Source organism: Nonlabens spongiae (assembly GCF_002117125.1).
GTDB lineage: Bacteria > Bacteroidota > Bacteroidia > Flavobacteriales > Flavobacteriaceae > Nonlabens > Nonlabens spongiae.
This window is the reverse complement of record NZ_CP019344.1, coordinates 2,432,876-2,447,441: the sequence shown is the minus strand read 5'-3', so window position 1 is coordinate 2,447,441 and position 14,566 is coordinate 2,432,876. Positions and strand designations below refer to the sequence as shown.

Genomic DNA, 14,566 nt, shown 5'->3' with positions numbered 1-14,566 from the left:
TTGGATAAGGTGGAAATATCTTGTAAAACAGGTGATGTGATAGGACTTTACGGTAAAAATGGAGTCGGTAAGTCTACCTTGCTCAAAAGCGTTTTTGGTGTTTTGAAGACAGATTGTTTAACGGTTCATATCGATGGTAAGTTTATATCAAGGAATAAGATAGTTGGTTCAAATAGAATCGCCTACTTACCACAAGAGCCCTTCCTACCAAAAAGCCTAAGGGTAAGAGATTTAATCCCGATGTGTCTTACTAGGCTAGAAGATCAGGAAAAAGTTTTTTACGCACCCAAAGTGTCCTCATTTGACATGGAAAAGGTGGGAAATCTTTCCGCTGGTCAATTTAGATATCTGGAGATTTTACTCATCGCAAACTTGGATCATGATTTTCTTCTACTCGATGAGCCTTTCTCGATGCTGGAGCCTTCCATGAAGGTAATTGTAAAAGATAAAATCCTAGAATGGTCTGCTACTAAGGGTATTATACTCACAGATCATTATTATGAAGATGTGATGGAAATTTCAAACACGGGTGTTCTACTAGATCGTGGCAATCTTGCAAAAGTAGATGACATAGAAGATCTAAAAAAGCTGGGATATGTTAGAAGATAGATACGCTTTCGCGAAAGCGTAAACCACTACAAACTCCTCAGAACCTTTAAAACTCATTTTAAGCAACAAATTTCTTCAAATAGAGTTGAACTATCAGCTCGAGTGCAAAATCCTATATTTGTTAAGTCAATAGAGTAATGGCTAAAAAGAAGAAGAAAAAGGGAAGCTGGACACACCGTTATCGCATGGTTGTGTTAAACGATGACACATTTGAAGAGCGCATAAGTCTTAAGCTCAGTAAATTAAATGTTGTGATCGTAATCACTTTTATTGCTGCAGTATTAATAGCCCTTACAGCCTTGCTTATTGCCTACACTCCACTTAGAGAGTATATACCTGGCTATAGCAGCGCAGATTTAAGACGACAGGCTCAAGAATTGTATGAAGAGGCAGATTCTCTGAAAATGGAGCTTCAAGCTAACGATGCTCAATATGAGCGTATAAAAATGGTACTTAATGGAAACATAACATCAGAAGAATACCGCAAAATCGATAGCGTTGCCAGAGTAGAGACCCAAGAAGAAAATCCCGACCTTACTCCCATTGCTGCCGACAGTCTTTTGCGCAAAGAAGTGGAAGCCGCTGACCGGTTTAATGTGATTGCCGGTGCAACTGCAAAAACAAATTTCGTTTTCTTCCCACCCGTAAAAGGTCAGGTTACCCAAGTCTATGACGAGAGTATAAAACATTTTGCAGTAGATGTGGTGACACCTCCTAAAACCCCCATAAAAGCCGCTGCTGACGGTACGGTAATTTTTTCTGGATGGACGGCAGATACGGGTTATACCATTTTAATAGAACATTCCTACGGTTTGATCACTGTATACAAACACGCAGCCTCTCTGAGCAAGGAACAGAATGATCAAGTCTTATCGGGAGAGGTGATCGGTATTGTGGGTAATACGGGAGATTTGACGACGGGACCACACCTGCACTTTGAACTCTGGAGTGACGGCTACCCGCTTGATCCCCTTAATTTTATAAGTTTTGAATAATGTCTATTAAATCTTTTGCCGCAAGGATATTTGCCAAAATAGTCCACAAGCAGACTCAAAAATGGGCTCAAAATCCTGTGAGAGCCCAAGAAAAGGTTTTTCAAGATCTTATTTCTAAGGCTCAGAATACAACTTTTGGTCAAGATCACGATTTCGCATCCATCAGCTCGCACGAAGACTTTGTTCAAAAAGTTCCTGTTAGAGATTATGAAGAACTCAAACCCTATGTAGATCGAGTCGTAGCAGGTGAAAAGAACATATTATGGCCTGGGAAGCCTCTCTATTTTGCCAAAACCTCTGGAACTACAAGTGGCGCCAAGTATATACCGCTGACTAAAGAATCCATGCCTGAGCACATAAAAGCTGCACGTAATGCGATACTCAGCTATATCCATGAGACTGGAAATGCAAAGTTTGTGGACGGAAAGATGATTTTTCTGCAAGGCTCTCCAGAAATGGAAGAAATCAATGGGATCAAACTAGGACGTCTCAGCGGTATAGTGGCTCATTTTGTGCCTAATTATCTACAGAAAAACAGGATGCCTAGTTGGGAAACCAACTGCATTGAAGATTGGGAATCTAAAGTAGAAGCAGTCATAGACGAGACCTTACCAGAAAACATGAGCGTTATTTCTGGAATCCCAAGCTGGGTCCAGATGTATTTTGAACGCATCATTCAGCGCACCGGTAGAAAGGTGGGAGAAGTGTTCCCTAACTTCAATCTATTTATTTACGGCGGTGTCAACTTTGAGCCATACCGGGCCAAATTCAAAGAACTCATAGGACGCGATGTAGATAGCATTGAACTCTTCCCTGCAAGTGAAGGTTTTTTTGCTTACCAAGACTCTCGAACGGAGAAAGGTATGCTGCTTTTGCTCGATGCCGGAATTTTCTATGAGTTTATACCTGCAGATCGATTTTTTGAAGAAAATGCTCCACGATTGACCATTGCAGAAGTGCAAACAGGTGTCAATTACGTTTTGATCATCTCTACAACGGCTGGGTTATGGAGCTATAACATAGGAGACACAATTGCCTTTACCTCAACTGACCCTTACCGAGTTGTGGTTACAGGGCGTATCAAACATTTTATAAGTGCGAGTGGTGAGCACGTTATTGGGAAAGAGGTAGAAGAAGCCATGAAAGCAGCTCAAAAAGAAACTGGAATTAGCATTAATGAGTTTACCGTAGCGCCTCAACTTTCACCTGAGAAAGGCTTACCCTATCACGAGTGGTTCATAGAATTTGCTGAGGATCAAGATGACCTCGATCGCTTTTCTGAACTGCTTGATCTGGAAATGAGAAATCAGAATAGTTATTACGACGATCTTATAGCTGGAAAAGTCTTGCGACCACTTGTCATCACAAGAGTCAAAAAAGGTGGTTTCAAGGAATATATGAAGTCTGTAGGAAAACTGGGCGGGCAGAATAAACTGCCAAGATTATCTAATGACAGAAAGATTGCAGGTAAACTACATGAGTTATCTCAGCTTAAAGAATAGGTAAAGCTAGCCACTATTGAGATGGTTTACGATCTCATTATCTTTGTGCTTTAAAAACAGTATGCCGATAATCAATCCGGAACCACGCACCAGGGCGCAAGAAAGCACAGGCGCCATAGAACGTCTCTACATTACTATGAGACATCTTTTCAATAGGGGTTTTTATAAACCCATGGGTGTGAGTGGTGAAAGTCTTAGAGAATCTCTACTTGCATTACGCCCAGAAATATATGGCTCTATCGCTGAGGCAAAATCTGAATTGAGCGGTTTGCTGTATGTCATGGATCGACTACCTACAGGCATCGAGGAGTGTACCTACATTAATCTTACTAGCGATGAAGGGTACGCAAGATCGCACTTCACTCCCATTATTCCCGCAAAAAGACGTCGCAATTGCTATCGCATCGATAAGCATCAAATGAACATCGAGATCACGCGCGGTCGTTCTGAGATCTATGATATACTCACTCACCTAACCTTTCTTATGATCGAGTCACATAAAATCATGAAACAGGTAATTGTAGGTGATCATGGCAATACTACTCGCGACTGGAAATGCTTAGAAGATTCTGTAGCCAAGAAAAAGCTTACCCAAAATGAAAAGGAAGTCGCGGTGATTCATGTAGCTAATATCTTGGGACGCACTTATGAAGAGGTCATGGAAGTGTATCCAAAGTTTGCCACAGCTGATAATCCCAATAGATTCCTAAGCGTCATTTATCACTTAGGTGCTCTCGCCAGGAAGGAAATTCTTGATGAGGAAAAACGCCTAGTCACATTCTCACCTGTGCTGCGTGAGCGACTGGGACACCATATCCACGGTGAGCGCTGGGCAGAGCGTATCAAGAAGTTTCTATGGGAGAAAGACCTTTTTGAAAGACCGCTTCACATAATCAGTGCAAACCTGCACAGTGTCATGAACTCCTTCTATGGCCCTCAAGCGCTTGCAGCTCAAATGGCAAAGAAAGATCGCATGGAGGTTTTTGCTGGACTCAGTACAGCGAGCGGCAAGAAGTCTAGAGATATGGTCAAGAAAACAGCTCTCAATAATGGCATGTATGAGCTATTAGACGAGAGTGGGACTAATATAGATGTACAGATTTTTGATACCGCTAAATGCGATTTCAAAAACGTAGGATTTGTGGGAGCACGCTTTCGCGAAAGCGAGAACCATAAAAAGCCTGTTATAATCGTAATGGACTATGCCTTTGGGGAGCAGGCTTATGAGACTATGGATGAGTTACTCAAACCATTTTACATTGATGAGAAAGCCGAACAAATGAACGTTTATTCTATCAATATAATGGGTAAGGCGGGAATTCTTGAAGGAGATAAAGGTGATATAATGGTTCCAAATGCCCACGTGTTTGAAGGAACGGCGGATAATTATCCATTTAAAAACAAGCTCTCAAAAAAAGATCTTAAAACAGAAGGGATAAGCGTAGTATCTGGAAGTATGGTGACCGTATTGGGAACCTCACTTCAAAACAAAGACTTACTCAAGTTTTTCTATGACTCGAGCTGGAAGGTTATAGGACTAGAAATGGAAGGTGCACATTATCAAAAAGCCATACAGGCAGCCTCCAGAGTGCGCCGAAGCATACGAAAAAAGGTTGAGGTAAGGTATGCTTATTATGCAAGTGACAACCCTATGAAGACTGGACATACACTCGCCAGCGGCGGTCTGGGGCTCACAGGAGTGAAACCCGTCTACGTGATTACTGAAAAGATCCTGGAGCAAATTCTCGAACCAGCTCATGAACAGTTCTAGATAATTTTTGCAAAAGCTTAACGTTACCTAGACTTAGTTATCTTTGAACCCTTGAGAAATATTGATATTTAATGGATCAGAATCAACAACAGCAGCAGGAACAAGAGGTAGATTTAGTTCCTGTGTTCAAATACCTCGGTGATGGTGTGAAGAACATTTTCCGCTCCATCGGGAAGTTCTTAGGCGCCATTTTCCATTTTTTCGTGTTGTTTTTAATATTTATAAAAGACAATATTATTTTACTTGCGATTATGATTATCATAGGCGCTGGACTGGGATATTATTTAGACTCTAAATCTGAAGAAATTTATTCCGCAGAGCTCAGAGTGAAGCCTTACTTCAGTAGCTCCTCTCAACTTATAGCTAACGTGGAATTATATAATTCGTTAGTTGGCGAAGAAGAGTTTGAAAAACTAGGTAAAGAGCTCGGTATAAGTGCTGAACAGGCTGCTCAAATAAAAAAGTTTGAAATTAATCCTAGCTATACTGACAATGAACTTCTTATTGAGTATGATAAGATTACCAAAAACACGGACAGTACTGCGCTAGTGAATTATTCATTTGAAGGGTTTAAAAATTCCAAGCGCGAGATCGATTACGAGTATTATCTTGTAGATGTTGTAGGTACCGATCGAGAGACGGTAATGACAGCTGCAGAAAAAGCAGTTGTAGTAAGAGAAAATAGTGCCATTAAAGCTGAAAAGGAAGCTAGGATTGAGAACGTAAATTTTGATATCAAAGTGCTCCGCTATCAACTTACAGAGCTTGACAGCATTATCAATAGTGTACAACAGGCTATTAGGAAAGAAGATAAAGATGACGGCGGTGTAAATACGAACCTATATCTAGGCGATCAAAAAACAACTACTTCTCTGAAGGATCTGTTTGAGCAAAAACAAGATATTCAAATAAGACTTAATCAGAATAGGTTGGAGAAGAAGTATTATGAGAATACTATAAACATCGTTTCACAGTTTGTAAAGCGTGGTAAAATTAAGGATATTAACCATAAAGTTGTTTTAGCAATAGTATTCTTCGGCCTAGGTCTTTTAATTGCCTTAGTTCCCGTTTTATGGAAAGCTTTGAATAATTATCAAAAGCGCTAAAAACCAACCCTATATGAAAATTTTGATCACAGGCGCTCAAGGAATGCTGGGTCAGGCGATTGGACAAGCGCTTACAGATCATGAGGTAGTAGCTGTTTCAAAAAAAGATTTTGACCTTACCTGCCCTCATGAAATGGATCGTACTCTCAGAAATCTACGACCAGATTATGTGATCAATTGCGCTGCATACACTGCTGTTGATTTAGCAGAAAAAGAGAAAGAAAAGTCTATAGCAGTAAATGGGTCTGGCGTTGAGAAGCTAGCCCAAATCTGTAACCAGTATAACTCGACTTTGATTCATTTTTCAACAGACTATGTTTTTAATGGATCGGCTATTCAACCTTATACCACTGATGCCACAGTTGACCCTATCAATGCTTATGGCTACAGTAAATTGATTGGTGAGAAAGCTATTACACGAATTAGCGGTAAATTCTATGTGTTCCGAATTTCTTGGTTATACGCACCCCACGGTAAGAACTTTTTTAGGTGGGTAGCAGAATCTGAGCAATCAGAATTGAGTATTGTTGATACACAGACTGGATCGCCCACGAGTGCTCTGTCAGTTGCTGATTTTGTACGACACCTGGTTTCAAATGATCCTGAACATTACGGGATCTATCATTTCACAAATACGGGTGAATGGACATGGTACGCTTTCGCGAAAGCGATAAATGAGAAACTCAACCTAAATAAAAGAATTAGTGCCGTGAGTGAATTTAAAACTGCGGCAAAGCGACCTGAGTACAGCGTTATGGATACGTCTAGAACGAGTCAGGTATTTAATTATACAATCAGAACTATTGACGAGGCTCTTGATAAAGTAGTAAGTCATTATAAAAACTAAAAAACTTGAGTAAAAAAGTAGCTTTAATTACAGGTGTTACCGGTCAGGATGGAGCTTATTTAAGTGAGTTTCTTCTTAAAAAGGGCTATGAAGTCCATGGTATCAAAAGAAGGGCTTCCCTATTCAATACTGATAGGATAGACCACCTGTACCAAGATCCACATGAGAGTGAAGTGAAGTTCAAGTTGCACTACGGTGACCTTACAGACACCACTAACTTGACCCGAATCATTAAAGAAGTACAACCAGACGAGATCTACAATCTTGCGGCGATGTCACATGTGCAAGTCTCCTTTGAGATGCCTGAGTATACTGCAAATGCAGATGGGATAGGTTCTTTGAGGATTCTAGAATCTGTTAGGTTACTGGGCATGGAAAAGAAAACTAAGGTCTATCAAGCTTCTACCTCTGAACTCTATGGAAAGGTGCAAGAAATTCCTCAAACCGAGACCACACCATTCTATCCACGTTCACCATACGCAGTAGCAAAAATGTACGCCTACTGGGCGACCGTCAATTACCGTGAAGCTTATGGCATGTTTGCCTGCAACGGAATTCTCTTTAATCATGAGTCACCTGTGAGAGGAGAAACTTTTGTTACCAGAAAAATTACTCGAGCGACGGCAAAAATTGCCAAGGGCCTTCAAGACAAAGTCTATCTAGGTAATCTTGACGCAAAACGCGACTGGGGTCACGCAAAGGATTACGTGCGCATGATGTGGATGATCCTCCAGCACGACCAGCCTGAAGACTGGGTTATTGCAACAGGTAAAACTACCAGCGTGCGGGATTTTGTACGCATGGCTTTCAACCATATAGGTGTAGAGCTTGAATTTAAAGGGACTGGAGTTGAAGAAAAAGGTTACGTAAAGTCCTGTTCAAACAAACAATATGAGCTAGAGGTTGGAAAGGAAGTTGTGGCCGTAGACCCCAGATATTTTAGACCTACTGAGGTCGACTTGCTTATAGGAGATCCTACCAAAGCCAAAGAAAAGCTGGGCTGGGAACCTCAAATCCAACTGAACGAACTGGTTGATGACATGATGCAAAGCGATCTTAAACTCATGTCTCGTGAGCAATACCTTAAAGAAGGAGGGTACCGCATCAACAATTACTTTGAGTAATGGAGTTGGAATCTAAAATTTATGTGGCTGGTCATAGGGGCCTTGTAGGAAGCGCTATTACTACAGAGCTTGAAAAGCTAGGCTATTCAAACATCATAAAACGCACCCATGCAGAACTTGACCTAACAGATCAAGCGGCTACAAGGTGTTTTTTTGAAGAAGAGAAACCAGACTACGTTTTTCTGGCGGCAGCCAGTGTAGGAGGCATCGTTGCCAACAATACCTATAGAGCAGACTTTATCTATAAAAACCTCATGATTCAGAATAATGTGATTCATGAGAGCTACAAAGCGGGTGTCAAAAAGCTTTTATTTTTAGGTAGTACATGCATTTACCCAAAAATGGCGCCGCAGCCCATGCCTGAAGACAGTCTTCTTACTGGTGAATTAGAATATACTAACGAGCCTTATGCGATTGCAAAAATCGCCGGGATCAAAACGTGTGAGAGCTACAACCTGCAATATGGTACAAACTTTCTATCGGTTATGCCTACTAATCTGTACGGGCCTAACGATAATTTTGATCTTGAAAAGTCGCATGTATTGCCGGCTATGATACGTAAGATGCATCTGGGGAAATTATTGATGGAAGGTCGGCACGATGATTTAGTAGCAGATTTTCAGCGTTTTTCTAAAGATGATACTGTCGTGGATCTCGCTTTCGCGAAAGCGGAATTACAAAAACACGGTATTACAGAAAATCACATCACATTATGGGGCAGTGGTACTCCTATGCGAGAGTTCCTCTGGTCACACGATATGGCGAGTGCCTGTATTCACGTTATGAATGAAGTGAACTTTGTGGATGTTTCAAAAGGCAAAAAAGAAGTACGCAATACCCATATCAACATAGGAACAGGGGTTGACGTTTCCATCAAAAACCTAGCTGAAATAATACAGAACATAATAGGTTACAAAGGAAGTCTAATCTGGGATGACTCTAAACCGGATGGTACACCTAAAAAACTTACTGATGTTACAAAGCTTCATGAGCTGGGATGGAAGCATGAGGTGGAGCTGGAGGAAGGGGTTAGGATGATGTACAAAACTTACATCAGATAATATTCGTGTCTTTGCTAGACAAATTCATTAGATCAACGCTTTAGCATCTTTTTCATTAAAGGTTTAAGGAAAAGCAAATTATCCCTCACAGGATGGATAGATCTCCAGTAAATTGCATCAAACATCAATTTTTGGCACTGGCTTACTTTTAATTTCCCTTGTCTGGGTTTTTTGTCCAAAACCATGAGAGCAAGACCGCCCCACATCTCTCTATAAATTTTCTCGCTCTTTAAGAACAGACCACTTATATAATCGAGCTCAACATATTGAACATGAGGATATTCGTCATAGTTGATGTTCAAAATAGCTTTGCGACAGATGGGATTAAAACTATCATGAAAAACTACAAAAACCCTATTTTTAATTTTATGTTCTAAAACCGCCCTTATATCTCGCTGAACGCCTTTGTAGGAATGATCGCCATCTATTAGAACAAATTCTAATTGTTCTTCAGGGTCTTGATCGATCTTTTTTATAACGTCAGGAACAAGCTTCGCTGAGTCTCCAATCATAATTTCAACATTGGGAAAAGCAGCATCAAGGTTTTTCTTGACAGAGGGCATAATGTCAAACGAATATACCTTTTCACAATACTTGCTCAGGACTTCGAGACTTCCACCTTTAAAACAGCCTATTTCGATCGCTGTTTTTGGTTTAATCTTTTCTAAAAGCTTTATGAAAGCATATCTCTCGTTACGACTCATATGCCATTCATAGGAAAACTCATCTTCAAGAAAATTGGGATGGCTTATCGGGTCTTTATCGGTATTTAACATATCTATTGGCTTTTTGATGAGCTTAGGAATAATTATCCCAGCAATTTATAAATTTCTTCGCGATGAGTACAGCATCATGATTTTTGATGACATACTCCCGTGCCGTGTCGGAAATGGTGTTCATTTTACTACGGTCATTTGCTAAATCTAATACCGCATTTACAATGGAAGCAGGATCATCGTTTATATTGATGAGAGGTGGTTCTCTTAATCTATGGTAGTCCATAAATATGGGTTCGCAACCCCCCAATACTACTTTACCCATCAACATAGTGGTGAGTGCATTCATAGTGGGCTCGATGAAGTTTGTCTGGTCTATTAAAATATGGCTAGACGCTAGCATTTTCAAATATTCTTTAAACGGAATACTGTCCGTACGTATGAGGTTAAGGTCGTCTCTCTCATGTTTACTAAGATTTTCAAAAGCTATGTCAATTCGATCAGTCCCCTTAAATCCGTACCTACCAAGTTGTGCACCATGATAAACATTCAATCGCTCCTCTTTTGTATGGTCTAATGTATTATGCTCTATTCCTTCCAAAGGAATTGGCTGAAGTATTATGGGTGCACAGTTTTCGAACTGCTTATAGGGTATAGCATAAGAGATACTTCCTGGAATAATCGCCTTTGCATTCTCTGCAAGAAATACATTAGCGTCTCTTAGTCCCATATGAGTTTCCCAGTGCGCTTTATCTTTTTTCCTGTCGCGTAGAAACCCACTATGTGGTGATTTTTTAAATTTACCATCACGATAAGCCTTCCACCAGAAGTAATCATCGCCCACGGCACTCAAAAAAATATTGCCATTGTTTCTAAAAATTTTTTTATACAACTGTAGATTGTTTGCAACGGCTGCAAAAACGTTAGGGTTGATGATCTGAACGATATCAAAACCCTTCATCTGTCTAACTTTCAGATTTTCATTAATAATCCGTGTAAAGGTATTGATGTATAGGTTATCACTAAAACCAGAAATGTCTATTTGACGATCATAGTTCTTGTATAAATCCCCATTATTAGCTAGTACGACGTTGTGTCCTAATTTTCTTAACCCAAATGCTAAATTATTGAAGTAATTACTGTATTCCCCTAACAGTAGGATTTTTAATTTTGCTGCCATAAAACTTTTCTGAATAAAACTAATTGATAGATGAAACAGCTTAATGCCGTGACGAAATAAGCAATTGTGGCACCCTCAATTTTAAAATTATTTATCAATGTGTAAGTGAGTCCCAAGTAAATTACCATTTGTAAAATCTCATTTGCGATAAACGCTTTTACCATACCACGGGATAAAATAAGATATCCCGTGATCAAGGAAATTGCCTTGATTGCATCGCCTAACATTTGGAAGATAAAAACGTTTGAAATAGGTAAAAAATCTTCAGAATAAAGAATTATAATCACAAAATCACGAAAAATATATAGCATAGATGCTCCGACCATACTTACAGGTATAACAATTTTATAGATATTCATCAATTCGTGCTTCAATTTTTTCCCTTTCAAAGCAGAAAATGTAGGTAAGAGATAAGTACTGTAAGAAGCCGCCAAAACCATTAAAAATGCTGCAGATATCCGGACCAGAGCCTCCCACATGCCAGCAGCTTCACTTCCCAATTCAAGGCTTATCAATCTTCTTATCAAAAAAAAAGTGAGAGGAACTGTTATCGCACTTGTTATGGCCATTATTGAATACCTGAAAAGATCTTTTTGTAGGGACCATTGAAAGTTGAATTTTAACGAGGCCCTGATCCACCAATCTCGATAAACATAAAAAATTGTGGGAACGATGACAATGGATTGATTAATACAAAAACCTAGTAAAATTCCCTCTAGATCAAAAAAATACAACAAAATTAGAGTGATCGCTAAACCAAACAAATTACCAGCTATGTTGATAATTATAAATCTCTTTAATTCTTTCAAGCCATTGAGAATACTTAAAAAAATAAGGTTGATGGAAAAAAACACCGAAGTGCACCCGATAACTAAAAACAAATAATTAAATTCCCTGCTCATCATAACATATGAACTGAGACTATCCCTAAACAGAATTAAAAATAAACCCAAGACGGTAGAACTGATCAGGGCTAAATGAACTGAATTAGCTACGATCAGTTTTTGACGATCTGGTTTACCTTGGTTTTGAGCTACATATTTGACTACTCCCTGTTCAACACCTCCCGTAGCCAGAACTCTGGCAAAAGTTAAGAAATTTGCCAAATTGCCCAGTAGAAACATGCCTTTTGCACCATATAAAAAGGCCACAAGCTTAGTTATAACGAGATTGCTAATTAACTTGACGATGGTAGAAATACCAGATAAAATCGAGGATTTAATGAAATTCATTAACGAAATCTCCTATAGCGTCTATAACCTTATTTTGCTGCTCTCTAGTCAAGTCGGGATAAAAGGGCAATCTAACTAAACAATCTGAGAATTTATCAGCGTTGGGAAGCTCCCTTCCGTCATGTTTTGCTCTATAAAATTTGCTGTTGTGCAGAGACAGATAATGAAAGACTGCTAGAATATTTCTTCGCTTTAAGTGCGTTAATAAGCGTTTTCTAATGCTTTTGCAACGACAAATCAAATAGTACATGTGACCATTGTTTGTCGCATAATTTGGAATAATTGGTTTTGAAAAAATACTTTCAAAACCTTTCATGTGATGGAATGAATGATCATATCTATTCCAAATTTCGAGACGTTTGTTTTGAATCGATTCCAAGTTTTCCAACTGTGCATATAAAAAAGCCGCAATTATATCTGATGGAAGGAAAGAGCTGCCCTTGTCGACCCAACCGTATTTATCCACCTCTCCTCTGAAGAATGCAGAACGATTGGTTCCTTTTTCTCTGATTATTTCAGCTCGGGTAGCAAATTTTTGATCATTAACCACAAGTAAACCTCCCTCACCAGAGATAATATTTTTTGTTTCATGAAAGCTAAATGCGGCAAGATGGCCGATTGAGCCTAGTCTAGCTTTTTTACCATTTCTGTAGGTAAAAAAACTATCGATAGCTTGAGCCGCATCTTCTATTACGTAAAGATCGTGCCTTTCTGCTATATCCATAATTAGATCCATATCACAGGCCACACCAGCGTAGTGGACGGGAACAATGGCTTTAGTTTTCTCATTTATGAGGCTCTCTATGGAGCGCTCATCCATGCCAGGTTGATCTTCCCTACTATCTATAAACCTAATAATGGCTCCTCTTAATATAAAGGCATTAGCAGTAGAGACAAAAGTGTAAGATGGGATGATTACCTCATCACCTGGCTCGATACCAATTAAAATTGCCGCCATCTCCAGAGCATCCGTGCAAGATGTGGTCAGCAATGACTTATTGAATTCCATCAAACTTTCAAAAAATTCATGGCATTTCTTCGTGTAGATTCCATCTCCAGAAATTTTGCCAGATTCAACCGCATTTTTAATGTAAACTGTTTCATTCCCAGTAAAATGTGGTTTATTGAATGGTATTAGCTTTTCCATAGATGGTATATATATTCTTTTTTCTGCAACCTGAAGCCATTCTTAACATACAAATTAGTTGCTGCTATATTCTGATCTTGTGTAACGACTTCTAGCGATGAAAGATTCTTATCCTGAGTTAATTTTATTGTGTTTTGAAGTAAGCGACTTGCCACGCCTTGCCCTCTGGCATGTGGAGCAACCGCAATTAATTCAATAATGACCTTTTTTTTAGGTTTAACTTTAATTTGTATAAACCCATCGATATCCTTTTCATCGCTCAATAAAACATAAATTCTTGAATTTTCTCTCTCTTCAATTCCATTTTGCATCCATTGCGAATACATGCTTTCAAATTTACCCTTAGCAAACTTGTCATCCCTTTTGAATCTTGAGTATTCACCACTTTCCAAAACTATTTTTAATAGATCATCAACATTATGATTGAACTTGTCGAAAACAATAAACTGTCTTCCTGTATTTTTTTTATTTAGATCATTTGTATCAATTTTCTGAGTATACGTAGTTTTTACATCAACTAGATGTTTATTCAGCATCTCTAAAGGTTTGCTAGAGATTAAATATATCAGATCAAAAGACTTTAGATTGAATTCGATATCGGCACTACTCAATTTAGCATTTTCTGGAATTTGCCAATTTGCAACATCAATCCCAAAAAAATCACTATCCCATTCTAACTTTTGAATCATGCTGAATCGTTTATATTTTCATGAGCAAATCTAAAGAAGAAATGACATGGTAATTCTGTGTATTCAAGACTCTTTTAAACTTACGAGATAAAAGACGACAATTTATCCCCTTTTGTAGATGGATTTGATTGAAAACACATCTCATTTTGATAAAGCGTATATTTCCACCGTTATAACTATATTCCTTTGTAATTGAATTAATGCCAGCAGAAACTAAAAAATTGAAGTGCTCAGTTAGTCTTTTCTATTTCGTATCGTTTTCGATCATAATAACTTCAATCGGCATCTTATTGACCTTTTTACTTCCTCAGCATTTTTTTGCTGATGCTTTTTTAATTGCAAATGACCCATACGGCGAAGAAGGTTGGATAGGGTCATACCCGCTATCAATGAAATTTTACGCGGCCACAGGTTTGGGCAAATTAGAATATTATCTGGTAGCGTTAATTCAGATTCCAATACTTCTATACTGCTTGTTCAAGTTGGGGGTTCATAATTCTTTTGAAAGGATCAATTTACGCAACCTAATCATGTGGATTGGACTTTTCTTGATAGCCTTTTTTATTTCTTTCCCTTCTAAAGAATTT

General features: G+C 38.8%; 13 protein-coding genes. 8 read left to right on the top strand and 5 right to left on the bottom strand.

From position 1 onward, the window contains the following. Positions 1–9: 9 nt before the first annotated feature. From BST97_RS11255 to BST97_RS11220, 8 genes are all read left to right on the top strand, one after another. Positions 10–609 carry an ATP-binding cassette domain-containing protein gene (locus BST97_RS11255; RefSeq protein WP_245833700.1) on the top strand — a complete coding sequence of 200 codons (600 nt, stop codon included), beginning with the start codon at positions 10–12 and terminating at the stop codon, positions 607–609. Between the two features lie 137 nt (positions 610–746). Next, positions 747–1,604: a M23 family metallopeptidase gene (locus BST97_RS11250; RefSeq protein WP_085767328.1), complete on the top strand. Its 858-nt coding sequence runs from the start codon at positions 747–749 to the stop codon at positions 1,602–1,604. Continuing rightward, positions 1,604–3,106, top strand: a complete 1,503-nt coding sequence (locus BST97_RS11245) for a GH3 auxin-responsive promoter family protein (RefSeq protein WP_085767327.1) — start codon at positions 1,604–1,606, stop codon at positions 3,104–3,106. Before BST97_RS11250 ends, BST97_RS11245 begins: the two co-directional genes overlap by 1 nt. Before the next feature lie 61 nt (positions 3,107–3,167). Then, a complete protein-coding gene (locus BST97_RS11240) occupies positions 3,168–4,877 on the top strand; it encodes a DUF6909 family protein (protein WP_085767326.1) in 1,710 nt (569 codons plus the stop codon). Positions 4,878–4,948: 71 nt separating this feature from the next. Next, positions 4,949–5,983 (top strand): hypothetical protein, encoded by a 1,035-nt coding sequence (locus tag BST97_RS11235; RefSeq protein WP_085767325.1) that lies wholly within the window; start codon positions 4,949–4,951, stop codon positions 5,981–5,983. A gap of 13 nt (positions 5,984–5,996) precedes the next feature. Further along, positions 5,997–6,830 (top strand): dTDP-4-dehydrorhamnose reductase, encoded by an 834-nt coding sequence (gene rfbD / locus BST97_RS11230; protein ID WP_085767324.1) that lies wholly within the window; start codon positions 5,997–5,999, stop codon positions 6,828–6,830. Positions 6,831–6,835: 5 nt separating this feature from the next. Then, positions 6,836–7,954 (top strand): GDP-mannose 4,6-dehydratase, encoded by a 1,119-nt coding sequence (gmd, locus tag BST97_RS11225; RefSeq protein WP_085767323.1) that lies wholly within the window; start codon positions 6,836–6,838, stop codon positions 7,952–7,954. After that, complete coding sequence (locus BST97_RS11220; protein ID WP_085767322.1) at positions 7,954–9,015, top strand: GDP-L-fucose synthase family protein; 1,062 nt, start codon at positions 7,954–7,956, stop codon at positions 9,013–9,015. The genes gmd and BST97_RS11220 overlap by 1 nt, the downstream gene beginning before the upstream one ends. A gap of 32 nt (positions 9,016–9,047) precedes the next feature. Here the strand turns inward: BST97_RS11220 and BST97_RS11215 are convergent, their stop codons facing one another. The 5 genes from BST97_RS11215 to BST97_RS11195 are packed head-to-tail and all read right to left on the bottom strand — an operon-like array spanning position 9,048 to position 13,979. Then, positions 9,048–9,791 (bottom strand): class I SAM-dependent methyltransferase, encoded by a 744-nt coding sequence (locus BST97_RS11215; protein WP_085767321.1) that lies wholly within the window; start codon positions 9,789–9,791, stop codon positions 9,048–9,050. Positions 9,792–9,813: 22 nt separating this feature from the next. Beyond that, on the bottom strand, positions 9,814–10,911 hold the full coding sequence (locus BST97_RS11210) for a glycosyltransferase family protein (protein ID WP_085767320.1): 1,098 nt from the start codon (positions 10,909–10,911) through the stop codon (positions 9,814–9,816). Next, entirely contained in the window at positions 10,896–12,143 is a 1,248-nt protein-coding gene (locus tag BST97_RS11205; RefSeq protein WP_085767319.1) for an O-antigen translocase, read from the bottom strand. The genes BST97_RS11210 and BST97_RS11205 overlap by 16 nt, the downstream gene beginning before the upstream one ends. Continuing rightward, positions 12,130–13,290: a dTDP-4-amino-4,6-dideoxygalactose transaminase gene (gene rffA, locus BST97_RS11200; RefSeq protein ID WP_085767318.1), complete on the bottom strand. Its 1,161-nt coding sequence runs from the start codon at positions 13,288–13,290 to the stop codon at positions 12,130–12,132. The genes BST97_RS11205 and rffA overlap by 14 nt, the downstream gene beginning before the upstream one ends. Further along, positions 13,278–13,979 (bottom strand): GNAT family N-acetyltransferase, encoded by a 702-nt coding sequence (locus BST97_RS11195; protein ID WP_085767317.1) that lies wholly within the window; start codon positions 13,977–13,979, stop codon positions 13,278–13,280. Before BST97_RS11195 ends, rffA begins: the two co-directional genes overlap by 13 nt. Positions 13,980–14,566 lie beyond the last annotated feature (587 nt).